Source organism: Deinococcus seoulensis, assembly GCF_014648115.1.
Classification (GTDB): domain Bacteria; phylum Deinococcota; class Deinococci; order Deinococcales; family Deinococcaceae; genus Deinococcus; species Deinococcus seoulensis.
In genome coordinates this window covers 26,318-47,124 of record NZ_BMQM01000004.1, presented here as the reverse complement: position 1 = coordinate 47,124, position 20,807 = coordinate 26,318, and the positions used below count along the sequence as shown (strand labels likewise).

The 20,807-nt window shown below is 69.5% G+C and carries 20 protein-coding genes and 1 pseudogene; 17 read left to right on the top strand and 4 right to left on the bottom strand.

Going from position 1 to position 20,807, the window contains the following annotated elements; all coding sequences use genetic code 11:
* Nucleotides 1-116: 116 nt before the first annotated feature.
* The 8 genes from truD to IEY70_RS04510 all read left to right on the top strand — a co-directional run bounded on the left by truD (nt 117) and on the right by IEY70_RS04510 (nt 9,587).
* Nucleotides 117-1,205 (top strand): tRNA pseudouridine(13) synthase TruD, encoded by a 1,089-nt coding sequence (truD, locus tag IEY70_RS04545; RefSeq protein WP_189063820.1) that lies wholly within the window; start codon nt 117-119, stop codon nt 1,203-1,205.
* Nucleotides 1,202-1,597, top strand: a complete 396-nt coding sequence (locus IEY70_RS04540) for a hypothetical protein (protein ID WP_189063819.1) — start codon at nt 1,202-1,204, stop codon at nt 1,595-1,597. The genes truD and IEY70_RS04540 overlap by 4 nt, the downstream gene beginning before the upstream one ends.
* A gap of 70 nt (nt 1,598-1,667) precedes the next feature.
* A complete protein-coding gene (locus tag IEY70_RS04535; protein ID WP_189063818.1) occupies nt 1,668-2,165 on the top strand; it encodes a DUF3293 domain-containing protein in 498 nt (165 codons plus the stop codon).
* A 6-nt stretch (nt 2,166-2,171) separates the two neighbouring features.
* On the top strand, nt 2,172-4,097 hold the full coding sequence (locus tag IEY70_RS04530) for an ATP-binding protein (protein ID WP_189063817.1): 1,926 nt from the start codon (nt 2,172-2,174) through the stop codon (nt 4,095-4,097).
* A gap of 492 nt (nt 4,098-4,589) precedes the next feature.
* The gene (locus IEY70_RS04525) at nt 4,590-5,849 is read left to right on the top strand and encodes an ABC transporter substrate-binding protein (protein WP_189063816.1); all 1,260 of its coding nucleotides are present in this window, start codon (nt 4,590-4,592) and stop codon (nt 5,847-5,849) included.
* Nucleotides 5,850-6,154: 305 nt separating this feature from the next.
* Entirely contained in the window at nt 6,155-7,096 is a 942-nt protein-coding gene (locus IEY70_RS04520) for a carbohydrate ABC transporter permease (protein WP_189063815.1), read from the top strand.
* A gap of 27 nt (nt 7,097-7,123) precedes the next feature.
* Entirely contained in the window at nt 7,124-7,975 is an 852-nt protein-coding gene (locus tag IEY70_RS04515) for a carbohydrate ABC transporter permease (RefSeq protein ID WP_189063814.1), read from the top strand.
* Between the two features lie 454 nt (nt 7,976-8,429).
* Nucleotides 8,430-9,587 carry a branched-chain amino acid ABC transporter substrate-binding protein gene (locus IEY70_RS04510; protein WP_189063813.1) on the top strand — a complete coding sequence of 386 codons (1,158 nt, stop codon included), beginning with the start codon at nt 8,430-8,432 and terminating at the stop codon, nt 9,585-9,587.
* 63 nt (nt 9,588-9,650) lie between these two features.
* Here the strand turns inward: IEY70_RS04510 and pfkA are convergent, their stop codons facing one another.
* The 4 genes and pseudogenes from pfkA to IEY70_RS04490 all read right to left on the bottom strand — a co-directional run bounded on the left by pfkA (nt 9,651) and on the right by IEY70_RS04490 (nt 12,407).
* Nucleotides 9,651-10,685 carry a 6-phosphofructokinase gene (gene pfkA / locus IEY70_RS04505; protein ID WP_189063812.1) on the bottom strand — a complete coding sequence of 345 codons (1,035 nt, stop codon included), beginning with the start codon at nt 10,683-10,685 and terminating at the stop codon, nt 9,651-9,653.
* A gap of 12 nt (nt 10,686-10,697) precedes the next feature.
* A complete protein-coding gene (rsmI, locus tag IEY70_RS04500) occupies nt 10,698-11,669 on the bottom strand; it encodes a 16S rRNA (cytidine(1402)-2'-O)-methyltransferase (protein WP_189063811.1) in 972 nt (323 codons plus the stop codon).
* Between the two features lie 127 nt (nt 11,670-11,796).
* Nucleotides 11,797-11,982 (bottom strand): annotated as a pseudogene (locus tag IEY70_RS21405) (hypothetical protein); the annotation flags it as partial.
* On the bottom strand, nt 11,979-12,407 hold the full coding sequence (locus IEY70_RS04490) for a hypothetical protein (RefSeq protein ID WP_189063810.1): 429 nt from the start codon (nt 12,405-12,407) through the stop codon (nt 11,979-11,981). The gene IEY70_RS04490 and the pseudogene IEY70_RS21405, both read right to left, overlap by 4 nt.
* Before the next feature lie 156 nt (nt 12,408-12,563).
* On the opposite strand from IEY70_RS04490, the gene IEY70_RS04485 reads away from it, so the two are divergent.
* From IEY70_RS04485 to IEY70_RS04445, 9 genes are all read left to right on the top strand, one after another.
* On the top strand, nt 12,564-13,004 hold the full coding sequence (locus IEY70_RS04485) for a 23S rRNA (pseudouridine(1915)-N(3))-methyltransferase RlmH (RefSeq protein ID WP_189063809.1): 441 nt from the start codon (nt 12,564-12,566) through the stop codon (nt 13,002-13,004).
* A gap of 65 nt (nt 13,005-13,069) precedes the next feature.
* Entirely contained in the window at nt 13,070-13,735 is a 666-nt protein-coding gene (locus tag IEY70_RS04480) for a GNAT family N-acetyltransferase (RefSeq protein WP_229777626.1), read from the top strand.
* A gap of 109 nt (nt 13,736-13,844) precedes the next feature.
* Nucleotides 13,845-14,315 (top strand): hypothetical protein, encoded by a 471-nt coding sequence (locus IEY70_RS04475; protein WP_189063807.1) that lies wholly within the window; start codon nt 13,845-13,847, stop codon nt 14,313-14,315.
* A gap of 114 nt (nt 14,316-14,429) precedes the next feature.
* Nucleotides 14,430-15,353, top strand: a complete 924-nt coding sequence (locus IEY70_RS04470) for a phospho-N-acetylmuramoyl-pentapeptide-transferase (RefSeq protein ID WP_189063806.1) — start codon at nt 14,430-14,432, stop codon at nt 15,351-15,353.
* Nucleotides 15,350-16,327, top strand: coding sequence for a class I SAM-dependent rRNA methyltransferase (locus IEY70_RS04465; protein ID WP_229777624.1), 978 nt, complete (start codon nt 15,350-15,352; stop codon nt 16,325-16,327). Before IEY70_RS04470 ends, IEY70_RS04465 begins: the two co-directional genes overlap by 4 nt.
* 109 nt (nt 16,328-16,436) lie before the next feature.
* Entirely contained in the window at nt 16,437-17,081 is a 645-nt protein-coding gene (gene abxC, locus IEY70_RS04460) for a monothiol bacilliredoxin AbxC (RefSeq protein ID WP_189063805.1), read from the top strand.
* Nucleotides 17,082-17,423: 342 nt separating this feature from the next.
* The gene (locus IEY70_RS04455; RefSeq protein ID WP_229777623.1) at nt 17,424-18,260 is read left to right on the top strand and encodes a hypothetical protein; all 837 of its coding nucleotides are present in this window, start codon (nt 17,424-17,426) and stop codon (nt 18,258-18,260) included.
* Nucleotides 18,257-18,661 carry a DUF8082 domain-containing protein gene (locus IEY70_RS04450; RefSeq protein ID WP_229777622.1) on the top strand — a complete coding sequence of 135 codons (405 nt, stop codon included), beginning with the start codon at nt 18,257-18,259 and terminating at the stop codon, nt 18,659-18,661. Before IEY70_RS04455 ends, IEY70_RS04450 begins: the two co-directional genes overlap by 4 nt.
* A gap of 157 nt (nt 18,662-18,818) precedes the next feature.
* Nucleotides 18,819-20,642 (top strand): HAMP domain-containing protein, encoded by a 1,824-nt coding sequence (locus tag IEY70_RS04445; protein WP_189063803.1) that lies wholly within the window; start codon nt 18,819-18,821, stop codon nt 20,640-20,642.
* The last annotated feature ends 165 nt before the right edge of the window (nt 20,643-20,807 follow it).

Below are 20,807 nucleotides of genomic sequence, written 5' to 3'. Positions count from 1 at the left end.
GACTCCGGCCTGAGCAGCCTGCAAAGCCGTTCAACCGGAGTCCGTATGGGGGGCAACCTGAGGGTTCGCCATGTGGATTTGCAGGGTTTTTCACTTCGGCGGGGGAATCTCGGGATATGGTGGGCAGCATCGTGAGTCTGGTGTTTGACTGGTCGGCGCTGCGCGCGCTGACGGAAGGGCCGGGAACCGGCGGAATCCTCCGTCAGGAACCCGGTGATTTCCGAGTGGATGAAGTGCCCCTGTACGTGCCGTCCGGTGAGGGCGAGCACCTGTACCTGCAGTTCGAGAAGACCGGTCACACGACCGCGCACGTGTTGCGTGAACTCGGTGAGCAGGTCGGCGTGCGTGACCGCGAGGTGGGCGTGGCTGGCCTGAAGGACCGGCACGCCGTGACCACCCAGTGGATCAGCCTGCCGCAGAAGTACGAGGCGCGCGTGCAGAACTTCGCGCTGGACGGCGTGCGGGTGCTGCAACTGACCCGGCACGGGAACAAGCTGGGCATGGGGCACCTGCGCGCCAACCGCTTCTCGGTGCGGGTGCGGGGCGCGGCGGGGCAGGCTGATCAGGCCGCGCAGACGCTGGAGTTGCTCGCGGCGCAGGGCGTGCCGAATTACTTCGGGCCGCAGCGGTTCGGGCTGGGCGGCCTGAACGCCGAGGAGGGCCTGCGGGTCGTGCGGGGCGAGTCGCGGGTGCGTGACCCGCGCGTGCGGCGCTTCCTGACGACGGCGCTTCAGAGCGTGGTGTTCAACGGGTTCGTGAACCTCCGCCTGGAACGCGGGGTGTTCGCGGGCCTGCTGACCGGGGACATGGCGAAGAAACACGATACAGGCGGTGTGTTTCAGGTCGAGGACGCCGCGCAGGAGTCCGTGCGTGCGGCGCGCGGTGAGGTCAGCGCGACCGGCACGCTGTTCGGCAAGAAGGTCAAGCCCCTGACGCTGGACGCCGGGGCGCTGGAGCAGGAGGCGCTGGCGGCGCTGGGCCTGTCGGCAGACATGTTCTCGTCGCGCAAGGGGGACCGCCGCCTGACGCGGGTGTTCCCGGAGGACGTCAGCGTGACCGCCGAGGACGACGGCTTCACGGTGTCGTTCACGTTGCCGCGCGGCAGTTTCGCGACCAGCGTGCTGCGGGAAATCATGAAGACCGACGTGGACGCCGCCTCTCCCCTGCCCGGCGACGAGACGGGCGACCTGGAGGACGGCGAGTGAGCCGCGCGCGGCGGGTGGCGGCGCGGCGGGTGGCGTCCCTGGCCCTCAGTCTGGCGGTCACGGTCAACCTGGGCGGCGTGCAGGCGGCCACGCGGCCCCTGACCCTGAAACCCACGCACGGGGGGGCGCTGCTGATCGGAACGCTGAGCGTGCCGCGCGCCGATGAACTGACGGGCGTGTGGAGCAGCGTGGGCCGCGCCCGCCTGATGCGCTGCCTGCCGAACTGCGAGGTCGTGAAGGCCGTTCCCGTGCCGGGCAGCCTGAACCTGAACGACGCCAGCGCCTACCGGGTGGTGCTGGGCGGCACCTTCAAGGCCGGGCAGAAGATCAGTCTGGTGCTGCGCTACCGCAACGCGCAGATCGTGAACCTGACCGCCACCGTCGCGTACTGATGCGGACTCCGGTGACACCGTCTCTGGAACGGTCGATCCGGGCGCAGCGCAAAGGACAGCAGAGGCTTCCATGACCGCCCCGCCGGATACCGCGTGGCCCGACCCGGCCCTGCGGGCGGCCTTCCGGACCACGCGGTACGGCCCGCCGGGCGCGCGGGTCACCCTGACCGGGGAAGGTCCGGGTCTGCCCGGGGCGCCGCCGGACTGGACGGCCGGTCGCTGGGCGATTGTGACCGCCTGGAACCCGTCGGGACAGCGGCAGTCGCGGGTACGGAACGACGCGGCCCACGCGGCGCTGCTGGCGCAGGCAACGGCCTGGGCAGGCGCACCCGGCCGCACCGTGCTGGAGGCCCTCAACGGCGAGGGCGAGTGGCGGGAGCCGTCGTTGGTCCTGCGCGGCCCGTCGCTGCGGGGGGCGGCGCGGCTGGGCCGGGCTTTCGGGCAGGCGGCCGTGCTGTACGGCTGCGGGGCGCGGGCGGCGCTGGTGTGGCTGCCGCCCGGCGCGGAACTGGTGCGGCCCGAGCGGTTGTGGCTGCGGCCCGTGCCTGCCGGGCAGGATGTATACTGATCGATTGTGACGCTGGACGCTGCTGACGCCATTTCGCCGCTGGGGGTGCTGCCTCTGGCGGGGCCGACGTGTATTCACCTGCCGCTGAACGTCTCGCCGCAGGATCTCGCGCGGTACGCGGTGGGACTGGCGAACGCGCGGGGCGGGACGGTGCTGGTGGGCGTGGACGTGCTGGACCTCCCGGCCGCCGAGCGGGACGCGGGCGAACTGCACCCGCTGATGGTGACGCACGCGATCTTCGAACTGTCCGGGGGTCGCCTGACCGTGAACGTGCAGCACCACCGTCTGCCGGGGGGCGCGCGGGTGCTGGCGGTGTTCGTGCCGCAGGCGCCGTACGTGCTGGCCGCGCCGGACGGTTCGGTGATCGCCTGGGACGGCGCGCATCTGGTGCCGGTCACGCCCAGCGAGGCGGAACCGGTCGCGGATCAGGATTTCACGGCGGTCGTGCCGCCCGACGCGTCCCTGGCGGACCTGGACCCGTCCGAGGTGGCGAGACTGCGGGCGCTGGGTCGCCGGGCGAGTGCGTCGAACCTGCCGGACCTGGATTTCCTTCAGGAACTGGGGCTGCTCGTTCCGAGTGGCGGGGCGCTGCGGCCCACGCTGGCGGCCATTCTGCTGGCGGGCACCCCGGCGGCGCTGCGGGCACACGTGCCGCAGGCGGAGGTGTGCTTCTACCACCACCAGACGGGCGACGTGGAATTCCAGTTCCGGGAGGACCTGCTGCGGCCCATCCCGGCGCTGCTGACCCGGCTGGCCGAGTTGATCCAGGCACGTAACCGCTTCACGCCGGTGCAGGTGGGCCTGTTCCGGATCGAGGTGTGGGATCAGGACGAGGCCGTGTACCGCGAGGCACTCCTGAACGCGCTGACGCACCGGGATTACACGCTGCGTGACGCGGTGCACGTGCATCACTTCCCGGACCGGCTGGAGATCATGAACCCCGGCGGCCTGCCGGGCGGGATCACGCCGGGGAACATCCTGCGCCACCAGCCCAAGCGCCGCAACCCGCTGCTGGCCGAGGTGCTGGCCCGCCTGGGGCTGGTCGAGCGGGCGGGCGTGGGCGTGGACAAGATGTACTCGCTGATGCTGCGGCACGGGAAGGAACCGCCGGAGTTCACGACGTACCCGGATTCCGTGACGCTGGCGCTGCACTCGCCGGGTTTCGACGCGGAATTCGTGCGGTTCGTGGCGCGCAAGCAGGAGGAAATGCAGACGCTGTCGCTGGACGTGCTGATCGTCCTGAGCCTGCTGGCCCGTGAGGGCGAGGCGACCCGCGCCGCCCTGGCCCGCGCCCTGCAACTGCCGGAGGACCGCACGCCCCGGTTGCTGCGCGGCATGGAGGATCACGCGTTGATCGTGAAGGCCGGGGTGGGGCGCGGCATCGCGTACGTCCTGACCGACGAGGTGCGCCGCGCCCTGGGCCGTGAACGCCCGGCGCCGCTGACCGTGCGGGAACAGCCGCAGGAACGCACGGAGCAGGAACGTACGGAGCCGCGCCTTCCCGCGCCGCCCGTGCCAGTGCAGTACGTGCCAGTGCAGGCCGTGCCGGTGCAGGCCGGGCCGGTCGGACCGGAACAGCCGGGAGCCGAACAGATCAGCATCGAGCGGGCGGGGGAACCGGCGGCGTCTGTCCTGGCGGAGGCAACTGCACAACCGGGGGCGGCTCAGGTGGACGGGGGCGCGTCCCGGCGCAGGGGCCGGTCAGTGGCGCGTGAACCGCGTGATGCCAGTGGCCCCAGTGCTGCCGAGATCCGCGCGATTGCGCTGGCCCTGGCGCGCGAGCGGGGCCGCGTGCGGAACGTGGACCTGCGTGAGGCGTGCGGCCTGAGTACGCAGCAGGCGTGGCGGACGCTGCGCCGACTGGTGCAGGACGGCCTGCTGCGCAAGCTGGGGACGGGCACGCGGGACGCCGCGTACGAACTGCGTCACTGATCTGGACTCGGATTGAATGGGCTGTACAGCCCATTCAATCCGAGCGAAGCGAGTGGGAGAAAAACGGGTTCCGGACGTGGAGCCGGCAGGGGCGGTGAAGTTCCGGATTGTTGGCGAAACAAACGGAATCCGTATCACAGGTCCGCTGGGACGCAGGCCGGGCGTATGGGGGTCGGTGAGGTTGCGCAGGTGGGCTCTGGGGGCTTACGCCGAAAGGCCCATAACCTGCCAATTGCAATCTTTTACGGGATTGGCCTTTATGATTCCGGGCAGTCCGGCTGCGGTGTTGACCGAGTATTTCTCTCGTTCTGCACGGTGTTCTGGGGGTGCTCTGGGGGGTGTGCCCCCCCGTTTCTGGATCGTTATTGGAACTGTTTCCATTGACAGGCTCCGACCGGGCATGTAACCTTGCGTTACCTGAAGTTAATACACGTGGAACCGCTTCCCAGATGAAGCGGGCTGGGCCTGTCCAGCACCCACCAAGGGGGATGCATGAAGAAAGCTATTGCACTCGTGAGCCTGACCGTCGCCATCGCCGCCACCAGCAACGCCAGCGCCGCCACCGTCACCCTCGCCTGCGGCAGCGTCGGCCAGGAACTCCAGCTCTGCAAGGACGGCGCCGCCCGCTGGGCCAAGAAGACCGGCAACACCGTCAAGATCTTCGAGAGCCCCAACCTCACCAACGACCGCCTCGGCCTGTACCAGCAGCAGCTGGCCGCCAAGAGCAGCGACATCGACGTGTACCAGCTCGACGTCGTGTGGCCCGGCCTGCTCGCCCAGCACTTCGTGGACCTGAAAGGCAAGATCCCGGCCGCTGAAGTCAACGCGCACTTCAAGGGCATCATCGACGCCGACACCGTGAACGGCAAACTGGTCGCCATGCCCTGGTTCACCGACGCCGGGTTGCTGTACTACCGCACCGACCTGCTCAAGAAGTACGGCTTCAGCGCCGCCCCCAAGACCTGGACGGAACTGGCCCTGATGGCCAAGAAGATCCAGGCGGGCGAGCAGAAGACCAACAAGTCCTTCGCCGGGTTCGTCTGGCAGGGCAAGAACTACGAGGGCCTGACCTGCGACGCCCTGGAATGGGTCGCGAGCTTCGGCGGCGGCACCATCGTGGACGCCAAGGGCAACATCACCATCAACAACCCCCAGGCCGCCAAAGCGCTGGATACCGCCGCCAGCTGGATCAAGAGCATCAGCCCAGCCGGCGTCACCACCTACGCCGAGGAAGAAGCGCGCGGCATCTTCCAGTCCGGCAACGCCGCCTTCATGCGCAACTGGCCCTACGCCTGGGCGCTCGGCCAGGGTGACGACTCCAAGGTCAAGGGCAAGATCGGCGTGGCGCCCCTGCCCAGCGGCGGCAGCCGCAACGCCGCGACCCTCGGCGGCTGGCAGCTCGGCGTGAGCTCCTACAGCAAGAACCAGGCCGCCTCCATCGCACTGGTGCGTTACCTGACCGGCCCCGAGGAGCAGAAGATCCGCGCCATCGAGGGTGCCTACAACCCCACCATCCAGGCGCTGTACAAGGACAAGGACGTCCTGAAGGCCAACCCCTTCTTCGGCAGCCTGTACAACGTGTTCACCAGCGCCGTCGCGCGCCCCTCCGGCCCCACCAAGGGCAAGTACAACCAGGTGTCGCAGGCCTTCAGCACCGCCGTCAGCGACGTCCTGAACGGCAAGATGAAGGGTCAGGCGGCCGTCGCCAAGCTCAGCACCGACCTGGCCCGCATCAAGGGTCGCGGCTGGTAAGCGTTCACCACTCCGGCCCCCGCTTCCGGCCGGTGTGAGTCAGGGGGGACGCCCGTTTCTGGGGTGTCCCCCCTTTCCTGGGCCGATCCTGGCTGCCCTGCCCGCGCGGCCACGTTTGCTGAACCTTCACTGTTTACACACTGCTTCAGGCACTTCCCCTCACGGCACGTACACTGCCTTCATTCACCTACCGGACCCCATTCCGGTTGTCAGCCGCGGGTCTCCCGGAGCCGTCAACCAGCGCCGCGCCGCGCGTCCCGGTTTCCCGCATTCCCTGATCACGTGCCGAAGGAGGCTTTCCGATCATGACCGTGAATACCGCACCGAAACCCGCCAAGACCCGAGGCATCGAAACGGCCCGCGCCCGTCAGGCCTTCTGGCTGCTGCTGCCCACGCTGATCGCCATTGCGCTGGTGGCCGGGTACCCGCTGTACCGCACCATCTACTTCTCGATGTTCGAGGCGAACCTGACCGCGCCGGACCAGAAGACCTTCATCGGGCTGGGGAACTTCTGGTTCACCACCGAGGACGGCATCGCGCTGGGCTTCTTACAGGATCCGCAGTGGTGGGGCGCCGTGAAGAACACGCTGCTGTTCACCGTGATCTCGGTGTTCCTGGAAACGGTGTTCGGGATGATCATCGCGCTGGTCGTGAACAGCGCCTTCAAGGGACGCGGGTTCCTGCGGACCGCCATGCTGGTTCCCTGGGCGATTCCCACGGTCGTGTCGGCGCAGATGTGGGCGTACCTGTACAACGACTCCTTCGGTCTGGTGGGGCGCGGCGTGCTGGGCGGCGTGGCGCTGCTGGCCAGCTCGAACGAGTTCCTGGGTGTCGAGCAGCGCATCTGGGCGATGATCGCGGTGGATGTCTGGAAGACCACCAGTTTCATGGCGCTGCTGATCCTGGCCGGCCTCCAGAGCCTGCCGAGCGACATGTACGAGGCGGCCGACATGGACGGCGCGAGCAAGTGGACGCAGTTCTGGCGCCTGACGCTGCCGCTGCTGCGCCCGGCGCTGCTGGTGGCACTGGTGTTCCGCAGCCTGGACGCCCTGCGCGTGTTCGACATCATGTCCGTGATGCTGGGGAACGTCAGCGCGGCCCGCACCAGCATGACCGGGTACGCCCGGCAGGCGCTGATCGACAATCAACTGCTGGGCATGGGCAGCGCCGTCAGCGTGGCCGTGTTCGTGATCATCATGGTGATCGTCGTGATCTACGTCACGGCGTTCCGCGTGAAGTTCGACTGAGCCCCACACCGCCAAGGAGGTGAACACATGAACCTGAAAAGCAAGAACCCCACCCTGTACTACCTGCAACGCGCCGCGTTCTACCTGCTGGTGATCGTGATCGGCGTGTACCTGCTCGCTCCGTTCTTCTGGGCGGTCCTGACCAGCCTGCGGTCGCCCGGCGACCTGTTCCTGACGCCCACGCAGTTCATCGCGGCGAAAACCACCCTGAGCAACTACACCGAGGTCTTCGCCAACCCGAACTTCCAGCGCGGCCTGCTGCAATCGCTGATCGTGGCGGTCGGCTCGGTCGCCATCAGCCTGCTGCTGGGTGCGTTCTCGGCGTACGCGCTGGGCCGGTTCCGGTTCAAGGGGAAGGCCATCGTGATGTACGTGATCCTGGCGGTCAGCGTGTTCCCGCAGATCGCAGTGCTGTCGGGGCTGTACACCCTGATCAACAACTTCGGGCTGTACAACAACCCGCTGGGCCTGATCATGTCGTACCTGATCTTCACGATTCCGTTCACGGTGTGGGTGCTGACCAGTTTCGTGCGTGACATTCCGGGCGAACTGGAGGAAGCGGCGCTGGTGGACGGCGCCAGCCCGCTACAGACGCTGTTCCTGGTGCTGTTCCCGGTCATGATGCCGGCGCTGGTCACGACCGGACTGCTGGCGTTCATCAACGCCTGGAACGAGTACCTGTTCGCGCTGACGTTCACCAGTACCAACCGCACGGTGCCGGTCGTGATCGCGAACTACTCGGGCGCCACGCAGTTCGACCAGCCGTGGGGGCAGATCATGGCCGCCAGTATCGTGGTGACGGTGCCGCTGATCATTCTGGTGCTGGTGTTCCAGCGCAACATCGTGTCGGGCCTGACTGCCGGGGCCGTCAAGGGCTGATCCGGCCGGTCGGTTCTTATACGGACTCCGATTGAATGGGCTGCAAAGCCCGCTGGGTCCGAGCGAAGCGAGTGGGAGCTTGGCGGGTTCCGGACGTGGAGCCGGCAGGGGCGGTGAAGTTCCGGATTGTTGGCGAAACAAACGGAATCCGTATTAATTCAGGGCGGCGGGGGCCGCGCGGTCCGGGGGTTGTTCCGGTGACGCGCGGCCCCCGCCGCCCTGCCCGGACCACGCCCCTCTGCTTCTGTCTGTTTTTCAGACCTTTAAGTGCCGCCCAGACGGACTAAACCCGATTTTATGCGGCTGGGCGCAGACAAACCTGTGTAGACACCCGGCCCTTCACGGCCCCGTATCTGGCTGGACATCCCCCGGCCACCCGCCCGCAGCGGCCTATCCTCGGACGGCGACGGACCCACCTTCCCCTCCGGTCCGCCCGTCACGAGGAGTTCACACCATGCCTGCCACCCGTTTCACCATGACCCTGGCCGCCCTGCTGCTCGCCCAGAGCGCCGCGCACGCCCAGCAGACCACCATCAAGATCGCCACCCTCAGCCCCCTGTCCGGGTCCATCGGGAACCTCGGCACGCAGGTCCGTAACGGCACCGACCTCGCCATCCGCGAGGCCGCGCCGGACTTCGCGAAACTGGGCCTGAAACTGCAACTCGTCGCCTTCGACGATCAGGCCGACCCGGCCACCGGCACCGCCGCCGCCCGCAAGATCGCCGCCGACCGGCAGATCCTGGCCGTGATCGGCGCGCTGAACAGCGGCGTGACCATTCCCGCCAGCGCCGCACTCCAGAGCAGTCACGTGGTCATGGTGAACTCCGGCAGCACCGCCAACCAGGTCACGGACCGCGGCCTGAAGAACATCAACCGCATCGTGCCGCGCGACGACGCGCAGGGACCGGCCGGGGCCAGCTTCATCCGCACCACCCTGAAAGCGAAGAAGGTGTACGTCCTGAACGACAAGACCGCGTACGGCGAGGGCCTGGCCACCGAGGTGGAACGCAGCCTGAAGGCGGGCGGCGTGAAGGTCATCGCGAACGAGGGCACCGAGGAGAAAGCCGACTTTTCCAGCGTGATCGCCAAGATCAAGTTGCAGAAACCCGACGCGATCTACTTCGGCGGCGTGTACAACCAGGTGGGCGTGTTCCTGCGGCAACTGCGAGGCGCGGGCGTCACGGCGCCCGTGGTGGGCGGCGACGGCCTGGACAGCGGCGAACTGATGCAGATTGCCGGGACCGGCGCCACCAACGTGTACTTCACGACGACTGCCGCGCCGGTCGAGTCGCTGCCCGGCGCCAGAACGTTCGCCGCCGCGTACCGCAAGGCGTTCGGCGTGGCCCCGCAGGGCTTCGCGATGTTCGGGTACGACGCCGCCCGCGTCGCCCTGCGCGGCATCCTGAGCGCCGCGAAAGCCGCCGGGAAGGCCCCCACCCGCCAGCAGGTGGAAACCGCCGTCCGCAGCGGCACGTACACCGGTCTGCTGTCCGGCACGGTCGCGTTCAACTCGGTCGGGGACCGCCGCGCCGCCAACCTGTACGTCATGAACATCACGAACGGCAGGGCGAAACTCAGCACGACCGTCAGCGTGAAAGCACCCGTCAAGTAACCTCCCGAAACAGAACCGCGCCGCCTGGAACTGTCCGGCGGCGCGTTGCTGGTTGCAGGGCGGTCAGACGCTCAGGGTCTTGGCGCAGCGGTACAGGTCGCGGTTCACGTCCTTGCGTTTCTCCCAGGTTTCGTTGAGGGGCACGTACGCGATCCCGTGGTTCTGGCGGCCGATCATGACGTCGCTGCGGCCTTCCATCAGCGCGTACACGGCGGCCTCGCCCAGGCGGCTGGCGAGCACGCGGTCGCTGCTGACGGGGCTGCCGCCGCGCTGGATGTGGCCCAGGATGCTCACGCGGGTTTCCATGCCGGTGCCCGCCTGGATGGCGTCGGCGACACCCTGCGCGCCGCCCGGATACCCTTCCGCCACGATGATGATGCTGCCGGTCTTGCCCTTGGCGACGCTCTCCTTGACGACGTCCACGACGCAACTGACGTCCTTGGCGTCCTCGGGAATGAAGACTTCCTCGGCGCCTCCGGCCACCGCGACGTCCAGGGCGATGTGCCCGGCGTGGCGGCCCATGACCTCGATCACGAAGATGCGTTCGTGGCTGGCGCCGGTGTCGCGGAGTTTATCCACGGCGTCCAGGGCGGTCTCGACGGCCGTGAAGTACCCGATGGTGTGGTCGGTGCCGTACAGGTCGTTGTCGATGGTGCCGGGCAGGCCGATCACGGGAATGCCGTGCTCCTGCTGCAGGTAGTGCGCACCGTGGAAGCTGCCGTCACCGCCGATGACGATCAGGCCGTCCACGTTCCAGTCGCGCAGGTGCTGGGCGCCGCGCGCGCGGCCTTCCGGGGTGCGCCAGGTGTGGCTGCGGGCGGTCAGGAGGATGGTGCCGCCGCGCTGGATGGTGTTGGCCACGTCGCGCGGCCCGAGGACCTGCAACTCGCCGCGGTGCAGGCCCGAGAAGCCGCGGCGCACGCCGACGACCTCGATGCCCTCGAAGGTGGCGGTGCGGACGACCGCGCGGATGGCGGCGTTCATGCCGGGGGCGTCGCCGCCGCTGGTCAGGACGGCGACGCGGCGCACGCCCTGCGGGTTGGAGTGGCGGGTGGGTTCAGCGGTCAGGGCGGCGGGCGGGGTGTGCTGGTCGGTCATAGTGGCCTCGTTTCATGGGCGGCGTGACGGCGGCCCGGCCTGGGTGCCGGTTGCCTGTAACGCCAGAGTATATGCGTCATTCTTACGCAAACCCTGCGAAACGAGAAGGTCACGTATATCCCTGACCCCCAGTCCACTGGCCGCCCAGGCCTGCGCCTGCCCCAGATGATCGACCTGCGCGGCCTCGGCGGCCCGCTCGGCGTCGCTGCGGCCCGCGACGACCACGGCGATCTCGCCGCGCACGCCGCCGCTGAAATGCGCGGCCAGTTCGCTCAGGGTGCCGCGCGCCGTCTCCTCGAAGCGCTTGCTGAGTTCCCGCGTGACGCTCGCCGCGCGACCCTCCCCGCACGCCTGCGCGAGGTCCAGCAGCGTGGCGTGCAGGCGGTGCGGACTCTCGTACAGCACGCTGGTCTCCGCGCGGGCCGCGACGGCCGCCAGCCGCTCCTTGCGTTCCCGGCCACTGCGTGGCAGGAATCCCTCGAAGGTGAAGCGTCCGCCGGGCAGGCCCGACAGCACCAGTGCGGGCACGAAGGCGGTCGCGCCGGGCAGCACCTCCACGGGCGTGTCGGCAGCCACGGCCGCCTGCACGAGTTCCGCGCCCGGATCGCTGATGCCGGGCGTACCGGCGTCACTGACGTACGCCAGTCGCGGGTACTTCTCGAGCACCTGCGGCGCGCGGCGCATGGTGTGCGCGTCCAGCCGCACCAGCGGCTTGCGGATCCCCAGGTGCGTCAGGAGTGCCCCGGTGCGGCGGGTGTCCTCGCAGGCGACCGCGTCGGCGGCCCGCAGGACCTCCAGCGCCCGCAACGTGATGTCGCCCAGGTTCCCGACCGGGGTGGGCACCAGCCACACGCGCGCCCCGTCCGGGATGCCCACCGGACTGAAGTCGGTCTCCGGGGCGGCGCCCAGGTCCGATTCCAGGTCCGGCTGCGTGTCCGGGTCGCCGGGCAGGTCAGAGTACGGATCGGTGTGCGGGTCACTCATTGGCCGGTTCGGCTCCCTGCCGCAGCGGGCCGCTCAGGGCGTGCCCCAGTTCGCTGGCGGCGCTGCTGGCCCGCTCGCCCAGCTGGCTGGCCTGCGAGCCGATCTGCGCGGCACGCTCGGTGAAACTGGCAGCCAGTCCGGTGTTCGGCTTCAGGCGCACCTTGACCTTGCGGGGGCGCTTGAGGACGTTGGTGATGCGGGCGCGCAGCAGTTCGCCCTCGCCGACCGTGACAGTCACGACCGTGCCTTCCGGCAGGCGGCCCCCGATGATGACGACCACGCCGTTTTCCACGACGCCCTTGTAGGCTTTCATGCTTCCCTCCTCTGGGCGCGGCGTTGCCGCCGCTCGGCGCTCGAGAGTGCCTCGCGCAGCGCGACGATCTCTGATTCACGTGCTCCGGCCAGCCGCGCGTAGCGGTCGATGACCTCGGCGGCCTCGCGGCGGCGGTCCAGGCGCAGCAGCAGGCTGCCCAGGTGCTCTCCGGCCACGAAGTACGACCGGGGGTTCTGGGGGTCGGCCGTCACCTGCGCGCGCGCCGCTTCCAGCCGCTCCAGGTGGACGCGGTGCCGGTTGACCTGCCAGCGCACCAGGAAGGTCGCCAGTCCGAAGGTCAGGACCGCGCCCATGATGGACACGGACACGGCTTCCGGCACGCCCACCACCGACCCCAGCCGCACGGTCAGCGGGAAGCAGAAGGCCAGGACGGCCAGGATGGCCAGGGTCGCCGCGTAGTTCACGCGGACGTCCGGGCGGCCCGCCGGGTGGGTCCAGGGGATTTCGTCGCGCCTTGCATGAGCGACAGTCTAGCGGGCCGGAACGCGCCGCGCCGTGCGCGGACATGGGTTTGGCCGCGCCGCGCGCTCAGGGACGGGCGGTGGCGTAGGCTGGCGGGCGTGAGGTTGCACCTGATCACCGTTGGAGAACCGAAACTCGCGTACGCCCGCACCGGCTGGGACGAGTACGAGAAACGCCTGCGCCGCTACCACAAACTTCAGGTGACGCGCGTGAACGGCCGCACGCAGGCGCTGGAGAGCGAGGCGGTGCGCCGCGCGGCCGGGAAGTCCCCGCTGGTGCTGCTGGACCCACGCGGGCGGCAGTTCTCCAGCGAGGACCTCAGCGCGTACCTGGACGCGCAGGCGCTGGGCGGTGTGGGTGAACTGGCCTTCGCGATCGGCGGGCCGGACGGACACACGGACGACCTGCGGGCCTCGGCGCACGCGCTGTGGAGTCTGGGGTTGCTGACCCTGCCGCACGACCTGGCGATGGTGGTGCTGGCCGAGGCCCTGTACCGCGCCAGTACCATCAGCGCCGGGGAACCGTACCACCGGGGCTGACGCCGGGGCACTGGTCCTCACCTGCGCGGCCGGGCGCGGCGGGGGCGGCCAGTACGATGGGCGGCGTGAACGTCCCACCGGTCGGACCTGACTCCATCGTTTCTCCGCCCGCGCCGTTGCCGGAAGCGGAGTGGCTGCTGGCCCCCACCCTGGCGGGGCGGGCGGTGACGCTGGAGGCCCTGCACGCCGGGCACGCCGCCGACCTGCACGCCGGGGCGACACCCGACACGCTGCGCTTCCTGGCGCGGGGCGGCCCGCAGGAGGCGACGGTGGACGCCTGGGCAGCGTACCTGGAGCGGCTGAACGCCCTGCCAGACCGCGTGAACTTCGCGGTCCGCCGGAACGGGCCGGGGGGCGTGCCGGGGCCGACCGTGGGGCGCGTCAGTTTCAGTGAGGTGAACGCCGCCGACGGCTGGGTCGAGATCGGCACGATGCTGCTGCCCGCCGCGCAGGGCACGGCCGTGAACCCGGAGGCGAAACTGCTGCTCATGACGCGCGCCTTCGAGATGCTGGGGGCCGGGCGGGTGCAGTTCAAGGTGGACGCCCGCAACGAACGCAGCCTGCGGGCCATGACACGGCTGGGCGCCGTGCGCGAGGGCGTGTTGCGCACCTACCAGCGCCGCCCGGACGGGTTCACGCGCGACTCGGTGATGTTCAGCGTGCTGGCCGGCGAGTGGCCTGCCGTGAAGGCGGGCCTGCTGGCGCGGCTGGAGGCGCTGGGCGGCCGCTGAGGACAACGCGGCAGAAAGTGTGAATCCGTGTGCCCCGCCACCGTGGTGTGCGTGTTCATGAGAATCTGGTCAAGATTGTCAGAATGCCTTTGCTAGGCTCGGAGTCAAGATGCCTGCCCGCGCCTTCCCTGCCCTTCTGGCCCCTGTTCTGCTGACGCTGCTTGCCCTGTCCGGCCGCAGCGCCGCCCTGATCGTGCCCATCACCGGCTGGACCCCCCTGAACGGCGACGCCAATTTCTGGGCGGACCCCAGCGGCCAGTGCGTCATGCGGGAGGAACGCCACGGTCAGGCCTTCCCGCAGTTCACCACGCCCGACGACGCCCGTTCGTTCGCCGTGAAACTCCAGTCGTCCCTGGGCCGCAGCGTCAGTAATGTCGTCACGCAGCCCGTGGACCGCGCCGGGAACTGGGGCGTGCTGGCCGCGTACGACTACCAGCAGGCGGGCGTGAAGTACCGCGTGAGTCAGCTGTACCTGAGTGACCGGGGCGTGCTGCGCACCGTGACCGGCAGCAGCGCCGCGCAGCACTCGCCCGCCTGCGTGAGTGACATGCGGGACTTCATCCGTTACCTCGCCAACTGACCCGACTGGAGTTGCCCTGTGCCGGGCCGCTGCGGGCGTGCGGGCGGCCTCCTGGTGCGTGGTAGGCTCCTCGGTTGAGATGAGTGTCCTGTTTGCTTTCCGGGTGGTGCGGCCATGATGGTCGTCACGGCGCTGCTTTCGTGGTTCCTGGTGGGCCTGTTCGTGCGGGTCAGCCGGGCGCGTGGCTGGGGGCAGAAGGTGCGCGTGGACGGCCCGCAGACGCACCTGGTCAAGGAGGGCACGCCCACGGCGGGCGGCGTGCCGTTCGTGCTGGCCGCGGCGCTGGTGTTCTTTCCGCTGTACCTGACCGGGCATGCCGGCGGGCCACGTGAGCTGATCATCATGCTCGCGGCGCTGGCGATGGGCGTGATCGGCGGGATCGACGACCTGCTGAAGATCCGGTCGCGCATGACCGGGCGGGGCCGCACGGAGCTGCTGGCCCGCGAGAAGTTCCCGTTGCAGTTCGTGGTGTCGCTGGTCTTCGCGTACTTTGCCGCGCCGCTGGCCGCGCATGAACTGCTGCCCAGCCTGGGGCCGGTCGCCGACGTGATCCTGCTGACGCTGGTGATGGTGGGCAGCGTGAACGCCTTCAACTTCACGGACGGCCTGGACGGCCTGCTGAGCGGCGTGGCGATCATCGTGCTGCTGCCGCTGCTGGCGCTGTCGCCGGTCAGTGCGTTGCTGGTGGCGGCGCTGCTGGGGTTCCTGTGGTTCAACGCGCACCCGGCGCGGGTGTTCATGGGTGACATGGGCAGCCACGCGATCGGGGCTGTGGCGGCCGGTGCGTACGTGCTGTACGCGGACGTGTGGCTGCTGCCGCTCGCGGCGATCATTCCGGTGGCGGCGGTCCTGAGCGTCGTGATTCAGGTGGCGTCGTTCAAGCTGCGTGGCAAGCGGGTGTTCAAGATGTCGCCCATCCAGCATCACTTCGAGCACGCGGATATCGGCTGGCCGGAAACGCACGTCACCATGCGGTTCTGGGTGGTCACGGCCGTGGCGACGGCCGCCGTGTGGTGGATTCTCGGCGGGCGTCCTTGACGTTCACGGAGCTGCTCTCGGGTCTGCCGGGCCTGCTGGCGGCGCGGGCGTACCTGCCGTCGCTGGGTACGACCGTGTACCGCGCGGCGCACCAGACCGAGACTGGGGGCCTGTTCACGCTGGACATCGCCGGGGACGCCGGCATTCTGAGCCTGTACGACACGCTGGACCCCTGGGAGGAGCAGGCGCTGGCCGACGCCTGCGGCCGCGCGGGCAGGCTGGCGGCCGTGTACCTCAAGCGCCGCCCGGTCGAGGCGCGGCACGCGGCGAACGTGGACCGCGAGTACCTGTCCCCGCCGGACCCGGTGTGGGGCGAGGCGCGGCCCGAGGTGACGGCGCTGGAGGAAGGCGTGCCGTTCCTGATCCGTCCCGGCGCGGACCTGAGCGTGGGCCTGTTCACGGACGCCCGCCCGGCCCGCGCGTGGGTGCGGGAGCACGCCACTCACGGGGAGGGGCGGGTGCTGAACACCTTCGCGTACACCTGCGGGTTCGGCCTGAACGCGGCGCTGGGGGGCGCGCAGGTCGTGAAGAACGTGGACCTGTCCCGCAAGGTGCTGGCGTGGGGGCAGGCGAACTACGCCCTGAGCGGCCTGCACGCCCCGGACACCGACTTCCTGTACGGTGACGTGTTCGGGTGGCTGGGCCGCCTCGCGCGGCGCGGCGCGCAGTTCGATCTGGTGATTCTGGACCCACCGAGTTTCGCGCGCGGCCCACGCGGCACCTGGCGTTCCGAACGGGATTACGGCGGCCTGATGGCGCTGGCGTCGGCGGTGACCGCTCCGGGCGGGCAGGTGCTGGCGCTGCTGAACCATGCGGGCGTGACGCCCGGCGCGTTCGAGCGGATGGTGCTGGCCGGACTGGATGACGCGAACGGCGGCGCGGGCCGACGCGCCCGCCTGAGTGACCACCTGAGTTCCGGTGAGGACTACCCGGGCGCCACGCACCTGAAAGCGCACGTCTGGACGCTGGAATAACCGGCTGCCCGGCAGCCGGACCTGTGGGGGCAGAAACCGGGCGGCCGCAGGACGGGGCAAACGGAAGCGGAATTACTTCGTTTTGTAAAGCGGGCGCTATGCTGGGGGCATGACCCAGACCGCGCAGAACGAACCCCAGGTGCTCGTGCCGCTGACCACGCCCGAGGAAGTCGATCAGTTCCTGAGCGAGTACCCGCTGGCCGCCGTGTTCAAGGCCGGGACCTGCCACAAGACCATGCAGGGCTTCGGCGTGCTCGAAACCTTCCTGCAACGCCACGACCTGCCCGTCGGCTTCGTGCGCGTCGTGGACTGGCGCCCCGCCAGTAACCACATCGCGCAGCGTACCGGCCTGATTCACCACAGCCCGCAGCTGATCCTGTTCCAGGACGGCCAGCCGCGCTTCGAGGTGAACAACTGGGACATCACGCCCGAGGCGCTGGGGCCGGTGTTCGCGCAGCACGTCCCGCTGCGCAGCGGCGAGGGTGCCGTCGCCACCGACGACAACGCCGAGCCGTACCGCCGCCTGATGCGCGCCTTCCTGGACGGCCAGCTGAGCGAGTGGGCCTTCCAGGATCAGTACGTGAACATGTTCCGTGACGACGCCAGCCTGCGCAGCCAGCGTGAATTCGAGCTGCTGTCGCGCCTGTTCGGCGACCCGGACGCCTACCACGGCGGCCTGCACCAGCTGGGCGCGCCGCAGGAACGCGGCGACCTGAAGGCCCGCGTGCAGGCCCTGCTGGACGAACTGGGCTGAGCCCAGCAGTCCACCCGGAACGCGGAGGGGGGGAGGTGGTCTGGCGCTGCGGCGCGGACGCCTCCCCCCCCTCGGCGTTCCGTGAGCGAGCAGCGTTGTATGAAGGCGGCGGCGCGCGGCCCGCGACTGCGGCGGATACGGGTACCGGGCGCACTGGTGTGTGCGCGACACCGTACCGAACGTGAGTTTTTCGACATGTGTAAGCGGCACGTAAGACGCCGAGGGGTGTCATGATGAGGTATCCATAACGGAGCGTGTTTAGTCCCTGCAAAGCCAGTCCTCATTCTGACCCCCGGAACCTTCATGCCTGAGCCAATCTCCCCTTCCTCACAGACGCCATCCTTGCCGCTGGAACTGCACCCCCTGAACCAACTGGTGCCGGTGCCCCTCGACGCGGCGGTGTACACCGGCCTCAGCACCGACCATTACCCCTGGACGGAAATCATCTCGGATCTCGCACTGCGTCAGGCTCAGGAGTTCAGCGGCACCTTCGACGGCGTTCAGGGGTCCCGCTGGGTGCGTTTCGTCTGGACGCGGGGCGTGCTGCTGGGCGGCTTCACGCGCGGCGGGCAGACGCTGTCCTGGGAGACCGCCATGCGGGGCGTGCCGCGCGCGACCGTCAGCCTGACGGCGCTGTCCCCCTCCCTGAGCGACCTGATCTGGAGTACCCGCGACGCACAGGGCCGCCCGCTCCGGGGTGCGTGGCCGGACCTGCGGGCCGAGCTGGAACGCGACCGCTTTCACGGGCTGCTGCTGGCCGGTGAGGGTTGCTCGTTCTGGACGTCGGGGCGGGTGCTGGGCGGCACGCTGCCCGTGGCCGGCGCGACCTGCGTGGCGTACTCGCAGAACAGCGAGGCGAACCGCGAGAAACTCGTGGCGTTCTGGCGGGAACTGATGGCCCGCATTCACCGGGCCGCGCCGCTGGACGCCACGTGGCGGCAGATCACCATGCGCCTGGCCGAGTCGTACCCGTGCCTGGACCCGTTCGCGCAGGACATTCACCTGAGCGGCGGGCAGCTGACCATCGACGAGGAAGTGACGGTCGCGGAGTTCCGTCCGGCGCTGCTGGCGGCGCTGGAAGCGACCCTGGCACGCCTTGGCCTGCGCCTGCTGGACCTGCCCGTCACGGACCTGCGTGACCGGCCCGAATGGTCCGCCGCTGGCCTGGAGTCCCGGTGAGCGCGCCGCAGTGGCCCGAGGGCCTGAACGACAGCACGCCCCTGCCGTACACCATCTGGCGGGTCATGCATCAGGTGGACGGCGTGCGGGACATCACGGAGGTCGCGCGACTGGCGGGCCTGACCGTGCCGGACGTGACCGAACGCCTGGAAGCTGCCGGGCAGTGGGTGAACCGCGCCGCGCAGCGCGACCAGCGCGTCACGGACGACACGGCCGACACCGTCACGCAGTGCCTGATCCCCGTCGTCGGCCCGATGGCCGAGGTCATGGTGGACGAGGTTCTGGACGAACTCGGAAGCGGCGCGACCCTCAGCGGCCTGCTGTCAGGACTGGCGCGGCAACTGAATCCCGAACGGGTGCAGCAGTTCGCCCGTAACCTGCGCGACCGGGGCATCACATGAACGCCCGGATCATCCCTCACACCCCCGTCTTCCCTGCCGCAGTCCGCCCCGGTGGCCGACTGCCCGCCCGCACCGCTGGAGGCCCCCCGATGAATACGCCCCTGAACGTCCCGGTTTCACTGCAGGTCACTCGCGCGCGCGCAGGACGGGTGGCGGCATGAAGTACACGGTCGTCATCCGGGAACCGGTCGCGGACAGCATGCGGCAGGTGCTCGAACACCAGTTGATGGAACGCTTCGGTCTGAACGGCGAGCAGGCCCAGCGCCTCAGCGCGCGCCGCTCGGGACGCCTGATGAAACCCACCGGGCGGGCCCGCGCGGAACTGCTGCTGTCCATGTTCCAGGCGGTGGGTGCCAACGTATCGCTGGAGGAGGTGCGTGACGAGACGAACCTGATCAGCGAACCGTTCCAGGGCGTGGCCCCCCCACCCCGGCAGGTCGTGCCGGCGCCCGTGAGTGCCGCGCAGGACGACGCGCCGCTGGCGCCCAGCAACCCGCAGCCCAGCGTGTCGCAGGACATGGCGGACCTGCGCGCCTCGGCCATCTGGCCGGAAGTGAAGTTCAGTGAGGACAGCGTGGCGTCCGTACCCCGCCCGTCCGCGTTCGGCGCGGACCCGTTCGCGGCCGCGACCTCTGATCCCTTCGCGCCTCTGGCCGCAGCGGACGACTGGCGCACCCCGCCCGCCGCGCCCGTACTGGACATGGGCGAGTTCACGCCGGGGAACCTGTTCGCGCCGGAACCCACCGCGCCCGGTACGCCGGAAGTTCCGGCCGCCCAGGGCAGCCCGGCGCCGGGGCCGTTCGCCGCGGCGGCCAGCGACCCCTTCGGCAGCCTGCCCGGCACTCCGGCTACTGTCTCCGGCACTCCAGCCAGCGCGGGAATGGGCAGCACGGGAATGGGTGGAGGCGCGGCCATCATGACCGCCCCCGAGGTCGCCCCGGCCGACGTGTGGAGCGACTTCACGGGAGCGCTCAGCATGCCCGCCGCCGCCACGCCGGAAAGTACCCCGGACGTGCAGTTACGCCCGCTGGACTCGGTGGTCGTCACGCCCCTGGCGGACCCGCTGGCCTCGGCGTCCGAGCGGCGCAGCAGCCTGTCGCGCCGCATGGCCGTGGGGGCGCTGGTGCCGCTGGGCGTGTCCAGCGCCCTGACGCTGGGCGTGCTGGCCCTGACCCTCCCGAACCTGCAGGGGCAGTTGGTCAAACGCAACGCGCAGGCGGTGGCCGTGGCGGTCGGTACGAACCTCGATCCGTCGCGCAGTCAGTCCATCCCGGCGCAGTTGCAGGCGCTGGTCACGAGTTCCAGCGTGGGGTTCGTGCAGATCGAACTGCGGGACGGCACCCGGTACTTCCGCAGTCAGACGCCGGAACTCGACGACCTGCTGAACCCGGAAATCAGCAACTGGCTGATCGAGAACCCCAAGCAGTCCACCTTCACCCGGACCGTCAACCCGGCCGCGATCTACCGGCAGATGGCCGACGAACTGAAATCCGTGGGGGCCGGCACCGCGAACGACACCCTGAAACTGGACAAACTGGCGGCCGATCCCGCCAACCAGCGCAGCACCCGCGTGAACTACATCGTGCAGAAGATCTCGGTGCTGGAACAGGACGGCGTGCGCAGCGTCACCACCAACCCCGTGGACAGCGAGAACACCAACCTGCTGTACTCGGTCGCGGTCGGCGTGGAGAACGCCGAGCAGGCCGCCACGCTGCGCAACACGCTGCTGCTGGTGCTATTCGTGGCGCTGCTGGCCCTGGGACTGGCGGCGTACCTGGCCGTGCGCGCCGCGCAACGCGTCGTGGAGCCCATCGAGCGGCTGGTGCGGGTGGCCGACGCCATCAGCATGGGTGACCTGTCGCGCCCGGTGCAGCCGGAACGCAACGACGAGATCGGCGACCTCGCGCAGGCACTGGAACGCATGCGTCTGAGCCTGGATTCCGCCATGGAACGCCTGCGCCGCCGCAAGCAACGCGGCTGACCGCCCGACCTCACAACACGGCAGAGAGCGCAGCCCGTACTGGTGGCTGCGCTCTCTGCTGTCGGGACAGAACCTGACCCGCCCTTACGTGATCCCCGGTTGAACAGCCCGAGCGGCCCATTCAATCGGAGTCGGTATCATACTGACTCCGATTGAATGGCTTAT